The organism is Streptomyces sp. NPDC020489 (assembly GCF_044386545.1).
Lineage (GTDB): Bacteria > Actinomycetota > Actinomycetes > Streptomycetales > Streptomycetaceae > Streptomyces.
In genome coordinates, this window is sequence record NZ_JBIRUZ010000009.1 from 37,263 (window position 1) to 51,165 (window position 13,903).

The window sequence follows — 13,903 nt, forward strand, 5'->3', positions numbered from 1 at the left end:
CGGCGCGTTCTCACGATGAGTGGCGGAGCTGTGACATTCGGGTGACAGGGTCGCGGGTGTCTCAGCGGGCGGGCGGCGCGCGCCCGGTGGGCGCGGGCTGACTAGGCTGGACGGGCCAAGAGCCGTACATCAGCAAGGAGCATCGCCGTGGCGGTACGAGCGGTCCGGGGCGCCGTCCAGCTCGAACGGGACGAAGCCGGTCACATGGACGAGCAGGTCGGGGCCCTGCTCACCGCCGTCCTGGAGCGGAACGAGCTCACCACGGACGACCTGATCAGCATCTGGTTCACGGCCACACCGGACCTGCACAGCGACTTCCCGGCGGCCGCCGCCCGCAAGCTCGGCATCGTCGACGTCCCGCTGATCTGCGCCCAGGAACTCGACATCGAGGGCGCCATGCCCCGGGTCGTGCGGATCCTCGCGCACATCGAGTCCGACCGGCCCCGCACCGAGATCAACCACGTCTACCTGGGTGCCGCCGGCGCTCTGCGCAAGGACATCGCCCAGTGAGAACCGCACTCGTCATCGGCACCGGCCTCATCGGCACGTCCGCCGCGCTGGCGCTGGTAAGCCGCGGCGTCCAGGTGCACCTCGCCGACCACGACCCCGAGCAGGCCCGCACCGCCGCCGCGCTCGGCGCCGGCACCGACGAGGCGCCCGATGCACCCGTGGACCTCGCGATCGTCGCCGCCCCGCCCGCCCATGTGGCCGCCGTGCTCGCCGACGCCATGCGCCGGGGCGCCGCCCGCGGGTACATCGACGTGGCCAGCGTCAAGGGCGGCCCGCGCCGGGAGCTGGAGGCGCTCGGCCTCGACCTCGCCTCCTACATCGGCACGCACCCCATGTCGGGGCGCGAGAAGTCGGGGCCGCTGGCCGCGACCGGCGACCTCTTCGAGGGCCGCCCCTGGGTGCTGACGCCGACCCGGGACACCGACACCGAGGTGCTGAACCTCGCCCTGGAACTGGTCTCGCACTGCCGGGCGGTCCCGGTGGTGATGGACGCCGACGCCCACGACCGCGCGGTCGCGCTGGTCTCCCACATGCCCCACCTGGTGTCCAGCATGGTCGCCGCGCGGCTGGAGAACGCCGAGGAGGCCGCGGTACGCCTGTGCGGCCAGGGCATCCGCGACGTGACCCGGATCGCCGCCTCCGACCCCCGGATGTGGATCGACATTCTCTCCGCGAACCCCGGGCCGGTCGCCGACCTGCTCACCGACGTCGCCGCCGACCTGGAGGAGACGGTGCAGGCCCTGCGTGCCCTCCAGTCCTCCGACGAGGCCAAGCGCGGCGAGGGAGCGGTGGGCATCGAGGACGTGCTGCGGCGCGGGAACGCCGGCCAGGTGCGGGTCCCCGGCAAGCACGGCTCGGCTCCGCGCGCGTACGAGGTCGTGTCGGTCCTCATCGACGACCAGCCCGGTCAGCTGGCCCGCATCTTCGCGGACGCGGGACGGGCCGGGGTCAACATCGAGGACGTCCGGATCGAGCACGCCACCGGGCAGCAGGCGGGTCTGGTGCAGCTGATGGTGGAACCGCAGGCGGCGCCCGTACTGACGGCGGCGCTCAGGGAGCGGGGCTGGGCCATCCGCCAGTGACACGGCGCCGGGCTGCCCTCCGGTGACGCGGAGCGGGGCCGTCCGCCCCCGTCAGGAGGCCTCTGGCGAGCCAGTACCCTTGTGCGGGGCCCCATCGCGCCCCGCACACCCCACCGCACCGCACCAGGAAGGTGTCCTCCCGTGGAAAACGGCGCCGCCCAGCCCGTGATCGTCGCCATCGACGGTCCCTCCGGCACCGGCAAGTCGAGCACGTCGAAGGCCGTCGCGGCGCAGCTCGGTCTGAGCTACCTGGACACCGGCGCCCAGTACCGGGCGATCACGTGGTGGATGGTGACCAACGGGATCGACATCGAGGACCCCTCCGCGATCGCCGCGGTGGCCGGCAAGGCCGAGATCGTCTCCGGCACGGACCCGACCGACCCGACGATCACCGTCGACGGCACCGACGTCGCCGGGCCGATCCGCACCCAGGAGGTCACCTCCAAGGTCAGCGCCGTGAGCGCGGTGCCGGAGGTGCGGGCCAGGATCACCGAGCTCCAGCGCTCGATCGCGGCCTCCGCGGTGACCGGCATCGTCGTCGAGGGCCGTGACATCGGTACGACCGTGCTGCCCGACGCCGACCTCAAGATCTTCCTCACCGCCTCCCCCGAGGCGCGCGCCGCCCGGCGCAGCGGTGAGCTCAACGGCGCCGACGTCAACGCCACCCGCGAGGCGCTGGTCAAGCGGGACGCGGCCGACTCCTCCCGGAAGACCTCGCCGCTCGCCAAGGCGGACGACGCGGTCGAGGTGGACACCACCGAGCTCACGCTCGCGCAGGTCATCGAGTGCGTCGTCACCCTCGTCGAGGAGAAGCGGGCCGGTAAGTGACATCACCTTCCCTGCGGGGTGCCGAGGTCGGCCGGCGCATCGGCGTCGGCCTGATGTACGGGCTGTGGAAGCCGCGCGTGCTGGGCGCCTGGAAGGTGCCCGCGACCGGCCCGGTGATCTATGCCGTCAACCACTCCCACGCCATCGACGGCCCGATGGTCATGGGCGTGGCGCCCCGGCCGACGCACTTCCTGATCAAGAAGGAAGCCTTCGTCGGCCCCCTCGACCCGTTCCTGCTGGCCATCGGACAGGTCAAGGTCGACCGGTCGGGCACCGACCGCACGGCCATCACCCAGGCCCTGGACGTGCTCTCGGCCGGCGGGGTCCTCGGGATCTTCCCGGAAGGCACCCGGGGCGAGGGCGACTTCGCCGCGCTGCGCGCCGGGCTCGCGTACTTCGCCGTCCGCAGCGGCGCCCCGATCGTCCCGGTCGCCGTGCTGGGAAGTTCCGACCGGCCCGGCCGGTTGATAAAGGCGCTGCCTCCGTTGCGCAGCCGTGTCGACGTGGTCTTCGGTGACCCGTTCGAGGCGGGCGACGGCAGCGGGCGCCGTACGCGCAAGGCGCTCGACGAGGCGACCGAGCGCATCCAGAAGCAGCTCACCGCGCACCTGGAAAACGCCAGGCGCCTGACCGGGCGCTGAGCGACACTAAGTAGTGGATCAATCCGGAGAAACCGGGAGGTCCACCGATCACCACGATGAACGACGAGGTACGGACTTCATGAACGACCACATCCACTCCGACGGCTCGGGCGAGCAGCACGACCACGGAGCGCTTGGCGATGCCGAGTACGCGGAGTTCATGGAGCTCGCCGCGGAAGAGGGCTTCGACGTCGAGGACGTCGAGGGCGCGCTGGAGGAGGCCGGTCACGGGCCGCTGCCCGTGCTCGCCGTCGTCGGCCGCCCGAACGTCGGCAAGTCGACTCTGGTGAACCGCATCATCGGCCGCCGCGAGGCCGTCGTCGAGGACAAGCCCGGCGTCACACGCGACCGCGTGACCTACGAGGCCGAGTGGGCGGGCCGCCGCTTCAAGGTCGTCGACACCGGTGGCTGGGAGCAGGACGTCCTCGGCATCGACGCCTCCGTGGCCGCGCAGGCCGAGTACGCGATCGAGGCCGCCGACGCGGTCGTCTTCGTCGTCGACGCCAAGGTCGGCGTCACCGACACCGACGAGGCCGTCGTCCGGCTGCTCCGCAAGGCCAACAAGCCCGTGGTGCTCTGCGCCAACAAGGTCGACGGCCAGAGCGGCGAGGCCGACGCCACCGCCCTGTGGTCCCTCGGCATCGGCGAGCCGCACCCGGTCTCCTCGCTGCACGGCCGCGGCACCGGCGACATGCTGGACGCCGTCCTGGAGGCCCTGCCGGAGGCGCCCGAGCAGAGCTTCGGCACCGCTGTCGGCGGTCCGCGCCGCATCGCGCTCATCGGCCGCCCGAACGTCGGCAAGTCCTCCCTCCTGAACAAGGTGGCGGGCGAGGAGCGCGTCGTCGTCAACGAACTCGCGGGCACCACCCGTGACCCGGTCGACGAGCTCATCGAACTCGGCGGCGTCACCTGGAAGTTCGTCGACACGGCGGGCATCCGCAAGCGCGTCCACCTCCAGCAGGGCGCCGACTACTATGCCTCGCTGCGCACCGCCGCCGCCGTCGAGAAGGCCGAGGTCGCGGTCATCCTGATCGACGCCTCCGAGTCCATCTCGGTGCAGGACCAGCGCATCGTCACCATGGCGGTGGACGCGGGCCGCGCGATCGTCATCGCCTACAACAAGTGGGACTCCCTCGACGAGGAGCGCCGCTACTACCTGGAGCGGGAGATCGAGACCGAGCTCGCCCAGGTCGCCTGGGCGCCCCGGGTCAACGTCTCGGCGCGCACCGGACGGCACATGGAGAAGCTGGTCCCGGCGATCGAGACGGCGCTGGCCGGCTGGGAGACCCGGGTCCCGACGGGCCGCCTGAACGCCTTCCTCGGCGAGCTGGTCGCCGCCCACCCGCACCCGGTCCGCGGCGGCAAGCAGCCCCGCATCCTCTTCGGCACCCAGGCCGGCACCAAGCCGCCGCGGTTCGTGCTTTTCGCCTCCGGCTTCATCGAGGCGGGCTACCGGCGCTTCATCGAGCGCCGGCTGCGTGAGGAGTTCGGCTTCGACGGCACCCCGATCCACATCTCGGTGCGTGTGCGCGAGAAGCGCGGCAAGAAGAAGTAGACGCAGCGACGCCGAAGGGGCGGCCCCGAATCGGGACCGCCCCTCCGGCGTCTTCGCGACCGGCTCAGAAGCCGCGGCGCTGGCCCGGCGGCAGCCCGGTCGGTACGTGCTGCACCATCGTGCCGTGCTGCCCGATCTGCCCGACGCGCTGCCACTGCGACTGCTGCTGTCCGGCCCGGGCGCTGTGCGCCCCCGCGCTGTAGGCGCTGTAGGAGCTGCTGAACGATCCCGGCCGGTGCCCGCCGTAGGAGTCGGACCCCTGGGAGAGGCACCCGAAGGCGGTGAACCCCAGCTCCTCCTCGCCGCTGCGGTCACCCGGCAGCGAGCGGAACGACTTGACGTACTCGGCGTAGAGCGCGTCGTAGATCGGCGTGACCGATGGGCCGCACAGCGGGTCCGGAACCGACCGCGCGGGCGGGATCGGTTGGTAGGACTGGCGGCGGGGAACGTCGTAGGTGTGCACGTATGTCCAAACGACCCCAGGCCTCCTGAGATGCGGTCCGGGGGGCGCCCGTTGGGGGCGCGGGGGACCGCGCGACGAGCCGCGCACCACCGGCACCCGCCGACGGGACGCGGCTTTCTCGCGTCCGGCGCCCTCAGGTCCCGGCGAGCGGCATCGCCGCGGCGACCAGCTGCCCGTTCGCCGCGGCCTTGTCGATCGCGCCCCGCAGCAGGTCCTCCCGCGGCTGACGCCCGATCGAGCCCGCCGGCGCCGCGAACATCAGCACCTGCTGGTGCTTGTTCGCCGCCGCCCGCCAGCTCTCGGTGACCTGGAGCGGCTGGTGCGCCTGCCACCACGCGACCGGCTGGCCGCCCGCCGCGTTCGGCTGGAGCACCGCGTGCAGCTGGCCCACCGCCAGCAGCACCGACCAGCCGTGCAGCACCGGCGGCACCTCGGTCAGCTGCGGGATCGGCATGAACCCCTGCTCGATCAGCAGCGGCAGGAAGTCGTCGCCCGCCCCCGTCGCACCGGGGCGCACGATGGGTCCGGTCGGTTCGACCACGAGCGCCGGGTGCAACTCCCCGGCGATCAGCACGAGACCGCTGGTGACGCCGAGCACCGCCTGCTCGGGCACGACCTTGTCGGCCTCCAGGTCGACGCTGTCGCCGCTGATGGACCGCACGGCGCCCTGAAGCTGCTCCTCGGTCACCTGGACGACCTGCGAGGGCAGACAGGTGGCGTGGGCGAAGGCGAGGACGGCGGTCTCGTCGCCGATGAACAGGACGGTGCTGGTGCGCTCCGCCTCGGAGTCGCCCGGGGTGCGGCAGGACGTGCAGTCGTAACTGCCGGGGGCGTTCTCACCGGCGAGCAGCCGGTCGGCCTCATCGTCGCCGATCTCGGCGCGGACCTCGTCGCTGACGTCGAGCATGCGCGGCACGGGTGACTCCCTCGGGAAGCGGTGCCCGGGTGGGTCCCGGGCTCATGCAGAAGACAACGGCGGATCTGTGGCGGGAGTCACGCTCTTGGGCGAACGGAATCGAACCACCCGAGCGACGGTGACCGGCACCTCGACACCCCTCCCGGGCACGGCACCCGCCCCGTCCGGTCCGCCGACCGAGTGGGGCCCCCGGGACTCCGGCCGCGCCTCGACGGCCCCGCGCGACACCCCGCCCAGCATGGGCCGATGCACCGCAAGCCGCTCGAACTCCTCCTCGCCGCCTGCCTGCTGGCCGCAGCGCCCGCCCCGGCCCACGCGGCCCCACCACCCCCGGCCCCCGGTCCGAACCCCGCGCCCGTGTCCTACGACTGCGCCCGCGACGGCTGGCCCTGGTCGTGTGTCGCGTTCTGCGAGAGCAGCGGGCGCTGGGACGTCAACACCGGCAACGGCTTCTACGGCGGCCTCCAGTTCTGGCAGCCCACCTGGGAGTCGTTCGGCGGGCTGAAGCACGCCCCGCGCGCGGATCTCGCCACCCGGGAGCAGCAGATCGCCGTCGCCCAGGAGGTGCTGGCCGTGCAGGGCTGGGAGGCCTGGCCGGTCTGCTCGAAGCGGTACGGGCTCAAGGGCCGTATGCACACGGTGCGAGCCGGGGACACCCTCGACGCGATCGCCCGCAAGTACCGCGTCAAGGGCGGCCGGCAGGCGCTCCACCAGGCCAACGAGGACATGATCGGCCCCTCTCCGGACCGGCTGAACCCGGGCACGCTCCTGGTGCTCCCGAAGGCCGCCAGGAGCACTACCCGGCGCCCGGCCGTGTTCGGTCCGCCCCTGCCGGCGGGGCCAGTTCGGCCGCCTGTCCGCTGAACACCACCGTGCCGCGGCGCAGTTCGTACACCAGCGCGGGCCGCCCGTGGAGTGCGGGCGGCAGCCGCTGCTCGGCGACGACCACGCACGCGTCGAGGCCGCTCAGCACCTCGTAGGTGCGGGCCGCGACCGCCGGGGACATGCCCTGCGCGGGCTCGTCGACGAGCACCACGCGCGCGCGGGCCAGCAGGGCGCGGGAGAGCGCGAGCATGCGCTGCTCCCCGCCCGAGAGGGTGCCCGCGCGGCGCCCGAGCAACGCGGCGAGCCGGGGATAGGCGTCGAGGGCCGCGTCGTACGACGGGGAGGCCAGCATCAGGTTCTCGCGCACCGTGAGCGAGCCGAACACCGCCCGCCGCTCGGGGACCAGGCACAGGCCGCGCCGGGCCCGCTCGTGGGTGGGCAGCCGGGTCACGTCGGTGCCGTCCCAGACCACGGCGCCGCCGGAGAGCGGCACGGTGCCGGCGAGGGCGCGCAGGACCGTCGTACGGCCGCTGCCGTTGCGGCCCAGCAGGACGGTCAGTCCAGGGCCCGGGGCGGCGAGGGTGACGCCGTGCAGGGCCTCCAGGGGGCCGTAGCGCACGCGCGCGTGGCGGAGCGCGAGGGTGGTCGTCGTCATGGGGTGGCCGCCCGCAGGGTGTCGAGGACGTGGCCGGGGGGTCCCGAGGCGACGATGCGGCCCGCCGTCATGACGTGCACGACGTGGGCGAGGTCGGCCACCAGGTCGAGGTCGTGCTCCACGACGAGCAGGGCCGTGCCGTCGGCGGCCAGGGCCTTCAGGACCCGGGCCAGCGCGGCGACCTCGGCGGTGTCCAGACCGGCGGCGGGTTCGTCGAGGAGGAGCACGCGCGGGCCGCCGGCGAGGGCTCGGGCGAGTTCGGTGCGGCGCAGGGTGCCGGTGGGCAGGCCGGCGGCGGGGAGGTCCCGGACCGGGCCGTCCAGGGCGAGCAGCCGCAGGACCCGCTCGACGGCCGCCGGGTCGGGGGCGCGGCCCTGCTCGGCGCCCACGCGCACGTTGTCCGCCACGGTCAACGACGGGAAGACCGCCAGCTGTTGGAAGGTGCGGGCGACCCCGAGACGGGTGCGGGCGTGCGCGGGGAGGGCGGTGATGTCCCGAGTGCCGAGGAGGATCCTGCCGCCGGCGGGGGTCAGGGTGCCGGCCAGACAGTGGAAGAGGGTGCTCTTGCCCGCGCCGTTGGGGCCGACGATCGCGGTGACGCGGCCGGGCGGGACGTCGAGGTCGACGTCGTCCAGAGCGGTGAAACCGTCGTAGCGGGCCTTCAGACCGCGCGCCCTGAGCGTGCGGTCCGGTGGCCCCGCCGGGCGCGCGGCGCCGGTCACCGGCGACGCCGGGACCCGCGGCGGCCGGGACTGCACGGGCCGCCGGGGTTGCAGCCGCACCGATCGCAACGTCGCCCACGCCGCCTGCCCGAGCGGCGTCGGCCGCACCACCCGCGGCGGCCGCGGTTGCACCGGCCGCAGTCTCGCCCGTACCGCCTGCCTGAGCGGCGTGGCCCGCACCGCCCGCGGGGGTCGCAGCCGCACCGATCGCAGCGTCGCCCACGCCGCCTGCCCGAGCGGCGTCGGCCGCACCACCCGCGGCGACCGCGCCCGCACCGGCCGCAGCCTCGCCCGCGCCGCCGCCCCGAGCGGTGTCGGCCGCACCGCCTGCCGCGGTCGCAGCCGCACCGCCACCGCCCGTAGCGCCTCGTACGGGCCACCCGGGAACCGGCCCGCCAGGACCGCCAGCACGCCGATCAGAGCCGCCGCCACCCCGCCCCGCGCCCCCGCGTCCAGGCCGACCAGCAGGGCCGCCGCCAGGAGCGCGCCCAGGGTGCTGTCGGCGCCCAGGACCACCACCGCGGCGAACCACAGCAGGCCGCGGACGGGGTCGTAGGCGCCGGGGTCGAAGGCGCGCAGGCCCATGCCGAGCATGCCGCCGCCGAGGGCGGCCAGCGCGGCACCCGCGACGAACGCCAGGAGTTTCAGGGACGGCACCCGCACGCCCGCCGCCGACGCGCCCGCCTCGTGGTCGCGCATCGCCGCCAGCGCGCGGCCCGTGCGGCCGGTGCGGAGCAGGCGGGTCGCCAGCAGGGCCGCCGCCAGCAGCGCCAGCTCCAGGGCGTAGTAGGCGCGGTCGCCGTCGAAGCCCGCCGGGCGGCCCAGCGACAGACCCGCGGTGGCGTACGGCTGGGCGAAGACGAAGCGGCTCACCCCGACGCCCACCGCGAAGGTGGCCAGGGCCAGAGCCAGCCCCCGGCGGCTGATCGCCGGCCAGCCCGTCAGCAGGCCCAGGGGCGCCACCAGCACGACCGCCAGCGCCAGCGCGGCCAGTTCGGGCAGCCGGGGAAGTCCGGGGAAGCGGCCGGCCGCCAGCAGGGCCGTGAACAGGGCACCGAGACCCGCGTACGCCGCCTGCCCCAGGGAGATCTGGCCGCCCCGGCCCGTGACCACCACCAGCGACAGCAGCACCACCCCCAGCGCGGGCACCTGCACCGACGTCTGGAGGTCCGGGCCCGCGAAGCCGAGCGGGAGCAGGAACAGCACCCCCGCCACGATCCACGCGCCCGGCGGGGTCGGCACCCGCGCGGTGGCCGTGCGCGGCAGGGCGTCCCGGGTGCCGATGCGGGGCAGGACGAGCGCCGCGACCAGCAGCGCCACCACGAACAGGTTCGCCCCGACCGCCCGGAGCAGCGGTTCGCTCCAGCCCGCCGGATGCAGCCGCGTGAGCTGGCTCTGCGCCACCCCGATGCCCAGCGCGACGACCACGGCGACCGGCAGACTGCGCATCCGGGCCGCCACCGCCACCGCCACGACCTCCATCACCAGCAGCGGCAGGCCGTACGGGTCGAGGCGGACGTGGGGCGCCAGCAGGACGCCCGTCAGGCCCGCCGTGAACGAGCCGAACGCCCAGCCCGCCGCGGCCACCCGGTCCGCGTCGATGCCGCCCAGCACGGCCAGCTGCCGGTCGTCGACCACCGCCCGCAGCTCCCTCCCGAAGCGCGTCCAGCGGACCACCGCCCCGACGGCCGCGGAGAGGATCAGCACGACGGCCAGTTGCCCCCACGGATCCGCCCGCAGCACCTCCGGCGCGTCGTCCCGCGCGCCCTGCCCCCACACCAGCGCCGCACCGCCCACCAGCAGCACGAACACGCCGATCGACGCGACCAGGGTCTGCGCCGGGTCGCCGCCCAGGACCGCCGTCGGCCGGAAGACGAAGCGCTCCAGCGCCACCCCGAGACCCGGCGCCAGGACCAGCAGCGTCAACGTCGCCCCCGCCCACAGCGGCCAGCCCCACTCCACCACGCAGGCGCGCAGCGCGTACGCGCACACCATGGCGATCGCCCCGTGCGCGAAGTTCACGACACCGGTCGCGCGGTACGTCACGATCAGGCCGATTCCGGTGAGGGCGGCCGCGCTGCCCACCGAGAGGCCGGCGAGCGTGAGGTCGTAGGTGAGCGAGGACATCAGTCCGTGTCCCCGGCGGGCTCACAGATGGGGCACGGGCCCAGGTCACCGCTCGCCCGCAGCTGGGCGTCCACCGGTACGGCCTCGGCCTTCCCGGAGACCAGCGGGCAGTCCGCGCGGTGCCACAGGGTGCCGCCCGGCACCATCAGCAGGTCGCCGCTGACGGCCAGGGGAGCGGTGACGGGACGCGCGGAGTCGTCCTCGGGCTCGGTGGCCACCAGCAGGCCGTACAGCTCCTCCACGCGCGCGGCGGCCAGGGCGCCCCGGCCGTGGGTGAGCAGCACCGCGCCGGCGATGATCAGCGCGGCGCCGGGGACCGTGCAGGAGGCCAGGTAGGGCAGCTGCCGCTCGGCGTACCGCTCGCCGGAGACGCCGTACCAGCCGATGACGCACAGCACCGCGCCCGCGGCGAGCGCGGCCCAGCCGGCCCACAGGACGGGGTGCACGGTCCGCACTCGGGCTGTCCGCATCTGGTTCCCCCATGTCGCGTGCCTGTCCATGCCGGCCAATCTTTTGCACTATGCCTTCTGGAAGCCGACCCTGAAAGCACCGGGCGCACGCGGCCCGGACCGACACCCGGTGGTGAGCCAGATGGTTCTCGGGAGCGACCGCACAAGCACATGGGGCAAGCGCGGCCGAGGGCCGGCGGCGGTGGTGTTCGTCCTCGCCGCGGCCCTCACGGCATGCGGTGACGACAGCGGCGGGAACGAGAGCCCGTCCGTGACGCCGACCCCGGAGACGACGAGCAGCGCGCCCCGCACGAGCGCGTCGGCCGGTGGTCCCGCCGACCGGGCGGCGGCCGAGAAGGAGGTCACGGAGAACTGGGAGAGGTTCTTCGACCCCAGGACCTCCACCGAGCAGAAGCAGGCCGTCCTGGAGAACGGCGACGAGATGGGGCCGGTCCTGGCGGCCTTCAGCGGCGACAAGCGCGGCGGACAGGTGGACACCGAGGTCAGCGGGGTGGAGTTCGGCTCGGCGACCAAGGCGACCGTGACGTACACGCTGCTCCTGAACGGTGCCACCGCCCTGCCGGACACCAAGGGGACGGCCGTCGAGCAGGACGGCACCTGGAAGGTGTCCGTCAGCACGCTGTGCGCCCTGGTCCAGCTGAGCGGCAATGCGTCGGCGTCGGCCCTGCCGGGCTGCTGAGGCCGTCGCCGCGGTGCTGCTGCTCGCCCTGAGCGCGGCCTGCGGCAGCCGGCTGCCGGAGAGCGACTTCGAGCACGCGGAGCGCCCGGCACCCGCGCGTGACGCCGGCCCGATCCGCGTCGGCATCGTCACCAGCGCCACCAGCCCCGTCGGCGGCGACACCTTCGTCGACCCCCGCGACGGGGCGAAGGCCTGGTTCGACCGGCTCAACGCGCGCGGCGGCATCGACGGGCGCCGGGTGGAGGTCCGCGAGTGCGACGACGGGGGCAGCGGCGTCGGCAACCACACCTGTGTGCACCAACTGATCGACGAGGACGAGGTGGTGGCCCTGGTCGCCACCACCGCCCTCGACTACGCGGGCGCCTCCCGGGTCTCCCGCGCGCGCGTGCCCGACATCGGCGGCCAGCCCATCGGGGCCGCCTACGACACCTATCCGCACCTGTACGGCATCTACGGCAGTCTCGCGCCCCGCGACGGCACCAAGGGCTGGGACGGCAGGCAGTACGGCGGCACCGAGGTCTACCGGTACTTCAAGCGCGAGCACGGGGCGCGTACCGCCGCCGTCGTCTCGTACAACCAGGCCGCCTCGGCCGCCTACGCCCGGCTCGTCGAGCGGGGTCTGGAGGCCGAGGGGTACCAGGTGGTCGGTGAACAGGTCGACTTCGCGCTGCCCAACTTCCGTGCCGTGGCCGCCGACCTGAAGGAGCGGGGCGTGGACCTGGTCTTCGACGCCATCGACGCGCACGGCAACGCCCGCCTGTGCGAGGCGATGGACGACGTCGGCGTCCGGGTCACCGCCAAGGTCACCCATGTGCAGAACTGGAGCTCCGCCGTCCCCGAGGTCTACAAGGACTCCCCGGCCTGCCGCAACGCCCTGTGGGCCACCGGGTCCAGCCGCAACCACCAGGACACCGGCCACGCGGCCGTCCGGGCGTTCCGGGACGCGACCGAGGGGCTGGAGACCCACTCGCAGTGGCAACTGGAGGGGTGGGCGGCCGCGATGTGGTTCACACGGGCCGCCGAGCACTGCGCGAGGACGGAGAGCGGCGTCACCCGCGCGTGCGTGGACGACTTCCTGAACCGCGGCGAGGACTACACCGCGGACGGCCTGCTGCTCCCCGTCCGGTTCGAGCGGCTGGCCGAGCCACCGACGACCCGCAGGACGTGTCTGTCGGTGGCCCGGTGGCGGGACGGCACGGGCTGGGTCTCGCAGGGCGACATGGACAGCACCTGCTTCGACGTGCCGCAACTGCCCTACTGAGCGGCCCGGTTCAGCGCAGCGGACCGAAGAACTCCCGGACGTCGCCGGCCAGCAGCTCCGGGACCTCCAGGGCGGCGAAATGGCCGCCACGGTCGAACTCCGTCCAACGGACCAGGGTGTTGGCCCGTTCCGCCCAGCGGCGGATCGCCACGTCCTCGCCGAAGTTCGCCACCGCGGTCGGCACCCCGGAGCCGGTCGTCGGGAACCAGTCCGGCACATGGCTGTTCTCGTAGTACATGCGCGCCGCCGAACCGGCCGTGCCCGTCAGCCAGTACAGCATCACGTTGGTGAGCAGCGTGTCCCGGTCGATCGCGTCCTCCGGCAGCGCGGCCGAGGAGTGCGTCCACGCCTGGAACTTCTCCATGATCCACGCCAGTTGGCCGACGGGGGAGTCGGTGAGGCCGTAGGAGAGGGTCTGCGGGCGGGTGGACTGAAGGACGTTGTAGCCGAAGCCGTCGGTGGTGAACTCGGCGATGCTCGCCAGGCTGCGCACCTCCCGGTCGGTGAGCCCCGCCCGCTCCTCCTCGCTCACCGGGCCGAGCGGGATGAAGCCGACCGAGGCGGCGTTCACATGGACGCCCACGACGGCCTCGGGGGCGACGCGGGCGAGCGCGGGCGAGATCAGCGCGCCCAGGTCGCCGCCCTGCGCGCCGTACCGCTCGTAGCCGAGCCTGCGCATCAGCTCGGCCCAGGCGCGGGCGACCCGGTTGACGTTCCAGCCCTTCTCGCGGGTGGGTCCGGAGAAGCCGAAGCCCGGGATGGACGGGATCACCAGGTGGAAGGCGTCGGTGAGCCGGTCGATCACGCCGAGGAACTCCACCACCGAGCCCGGCCAGCCGTGGGTCAGGATCAGCGGCAGGGCGTCCGGCGCCGTCGAGCGGATGTGCAGGAAGTGGACCTGGGCGCCGTCGATCTCGGTGATGTACTGCGGGATCTCGTTCAGGGCGGCCTCCTGCGCGCGCCAGTCGTAGCCGCCGCGCCAGTAGGACGCCAGGTCGCGCAGGTAGGGCAGGGAGGCGCCGTACTCCCAGCCCGTGTCCGGGAGTTCGTCCGGCCAGCGGGTCAGGTCCAGGCGGGTGTGGAGGTCGTCCAGGCTGCTCTGGGCGATGTCGATCCGGTAGTCGCGCACGCTGTCGTCTGCCATGGATCCACGGTAGGAACCCTTGCGG

At 74.0% G+C, this 13,903-nt stretch carries 14 protein-coding genes; 8 read left to right on the forward strand and 6 right to left on the reverse strand.

The genetic code is table 11. The annotated features are described in order from the left end of the window. The first annotated feature begins 147 nt into the window (after positions 1-147). From aroH to der, 5 genes are all read left to right on the forward strand, one after another. Positions 148-510 carry a chorismate mutase gene (gene aroH, locus ACH41F_RS24185; RefSeq protein WP_391240610.1) on the forward strand — a complete coding sequence of 121 codons (363 nt, stop codon included), beginning with the start codon at positions 148-150 and terminating at the stop codon, positions 508-510. Further along, positions 507-1,592: a prephenate dehydrogenase gene (locus tag ACH41F_RS24190; protein ID WP_391240607.1), complete on the forward strand. Its 1,086-nt coding sequence runs from the start codon at positions 507-509 to the stop codon at positions 1,590-1,592. Before aroH ends, ACH41F_RS24190 begins: the two co-directional genes overlap by 4 nt. 141 nt (positions 1,593-1,733) lie before the next feature. Continuing rightward, on the forward strand, positions 1,734-2,420 hold the full coding sequence (gene cmk, locus ACH41F_RS24195; RefSeq protein WP_391240604.1) for a (d)CMP kinase: 687 nt from the start codon (positions 1,734-1,736) through the stop codon (positions 2,418-2,420). Between the two features lie 53 nt (positions 2,421-2,473). After that, positions 2,474-3,061, forward strand: a complete 588-nt coding sequence (locus tag ACH41F_RS24200) for a lysophospholipid acyltransferase family protein (RefSeq protein WP_398837707.1) — start codon at positions 2,474-2,476, stop codon at positions 3,059-3,061. Positions 3,062-3,140: 79 nt separating this feature from the next. Continuing rightward, positions 3,141-4,616 carry a ribosome biogenesis GTPase Der gene (gene der, locus ACH41F_RS24205; protein WP_391240602.1) on the forward strand — a complete coding sequence of 492 codons (1,476 nt, stop codon included), beginning with the start codon at positions 3,141-3,143 and terminating at the stop codon, positions 4,614-4,616. A gap of 64 nt (positions 4,617-4,680) precedes the next feature. Here the strand turns inward: der and ACH41F_RS24210 are convergent, their stop codons facing one another. Next, a complete protein-coding gene (locus tag ACH41F_RS24210) occupies positions 4,681-5,079 on the reverse strand; it encodes a hypothetical protein (protein WP_391240599.1) in 399 nt (132 codons plus the stop codon). Between the two features lie 133 nt (positions 5,080-5,212). Beyond that, positions 5,213-5,995: a hypothetical protein gene (locus ACH41F_RS24215; RefSeq protein WP_391240596.1), complete on the reverse strand. Its 783-nt coding sequence runs from the start codon at positions 5,993-5,995 to the stop codon at positions 5,213-5,215. Positions 5,996-6,241: 246 nt separating this feature from the next. On the opposite strand from ACH41F_RS24215, the gene ACH41F_RS24220 reads away from it, so the two are divergent. Beyond that, positions 6,242-6,859: a transglycosylase family protein gene (locus ACH41F_RS24220; RefSeq protein WP_398837482.1), complete on the forward strand. Its 618-nt coding sequence runs from the start codon at positions 6,242-6,244 to the stop codon at positions 6,857-6,859. Here ACH41F_RS24220 and ACH41F_RS24225 read toward each other — a convergent pair. Genes ACH41F_RS24225 through ACH41F_RS24235 form a run of 3 tightly spaced genes read right to left on the reverse strand, consistent with a single transcriptional unit; the run spans position 6,792 to position 10,794 of the window. After that, entirely contained in the window at positions 6,792-7,475 is a 684-nt protein-coding gene (locus tag ACH41F_RS24225) for an ATP-binding cassette domain-containing protein (RefSeq protein WP_398837484.1), read from the reverse strand. The genes ACH41F_RS24220 and ACH41F_RS24225 overlap by 68 nt on opposite strands. Beyond that, positions 7,472-10,324, reverse strand: a complete 2,853-nt coding sequence (locus tag ACH41F_RS24230; RefSeq protein ID WP_398837485.1) for an ATP-binding cassette domain-containing protein — start codon at positions 10,322-10,324, stop codon at positions 7,472-7,474. Before ACH41F_RS24230 ends, ACH41F_RS24225 begins: the two co-directional genes overlap by 4 nt. After that, positions 10,324-10,794, reverse strand: coding sequence for a hypothetical protein (locus tag ACH41F_RS24235; RefSeq protein WP_391240583.1), 471 nt, complete (start codon positions 10,792-10,794; stop codon positions 10,324-10,326). The genes ACH41F_RS24230 and ACH41F_RS24235 overlap by 1 nt, the downstream gene beginning before the upstream one ends. 121 nt (positions 10,795-10,915) lie before the next feature. Between ACH41F_RS24235 and ACH41F_RS24240 the strand changes: the two genes are divergently transcribed. Both ACH41F_RS24240 and ACH41F_RS24245 read left to right on the forward strand, forming a co-directional pair. Further along, the gene (locus ACH41F_RS24240; protein WP_391240580.1) at positions 10,916-11,473 is read left to right on the forward strand and encodes a hypothetical protein; all 558 of its coding nucleotides are present in this window, start codon (positions 10,916-10,918) and stop codon (positions 11,471-11,473) included. Then, complete coding sequence (locus ACH41F_RS24245) at positions 11,442-12,734, forward strand: ABC transporter substrate-binding protein (RefSeq protein ID WP_398837486.1); 1,293 nt, start codon at positions 11,442-11,444, stop codon at positions 12,732-12,734. Before ACH41F_RS24240 ends, ACH41F_RS24245 begins: the two co-directional genes overlap by 32 nt. Before the next feature lie 10 nt (positions 12,735-12,744). Here the strand turns inward: ACH41F_RS24245 and ACH41F_RS24250 are convergent, their stop codons facing one another. Next, entirely contained in the window at positions 12,745-13,878 is a 1,134-nt protein-coding gene (locus ACH41F_RS24250) for an epoxide hydrolase family protein (protein ID WP_398837487.1), read from the reverse strand. Between the last annotated feature and the right edge of the window lie 25 nt (positions 13,879-13,903).

Bases quoted from the DNA above. Each gene is read 5' to 3' on its own strand.
- ACH41F_RS24200 (WP_398837707.1), top strand. From the start codon at position 2,474: ATGTACGGGCTGTGGAAGCCGCGCGTGCTGGGCGCCTGGAAGGTGCCC.
- der (WP_391240602.1), top strand. From the start codon at position 3,141: ATGAACGACCACATCCACTCCGACGGCTCGGGCGAGCAGCACGACCAC.
- ACH41F_RS24220 (WP_398837482.1), top strand. From the start codon at position 6,242: ATGCACCGCAAGCCGCTCGAACTCCTCCTCGCCGCCTGCCTGCTGGCC.
- ACH41F_RS24225 (WP_398837484.1), bottom strand. From the start codon at position 7,475: ATGACGACGACCACCCTCGCGCTCCGCCACGCGCGCGTGCGCTACGGC.
- ACH41F_RS24230 (WP_398837485.1), bottom strand. From the start codon at position 10,324: ATGTCCTCGCTCACCTACGACCTCACGCTCGCCGGCCTCTCGGTGGGC.
- ACH41F_RS24235 (WP_391240583.1), bottom strand. From the start codon at position 10,794: ATGCGGACAGCCCGAGTGCGGACCGTGCACCCCGTCCTGTGGGCCGGC.
- ACH41F_RS24240 (WP_391240580.1), top strand. From the start codon at position 10,916: ATGGTTCTCGGGAGCGACCGCACAAGCACATGGGGCAAGCGCGGCCGA.
- ACH41F_RS24245 (WP_398837486.1), top strand. From the start codon at position 11,442: ATGCGTCGGCGTCGGCCCTGCCGGGCTGCTGAGGCCGTCGCCGCGGTG.
- ACH41F_RS24250 (WP_398837487.1), bottom strand. From the start codon at position 13,878: ATGGCAGACGACAGCGTGCGCGACTACCGGATCGACATCGCCCAGAGC.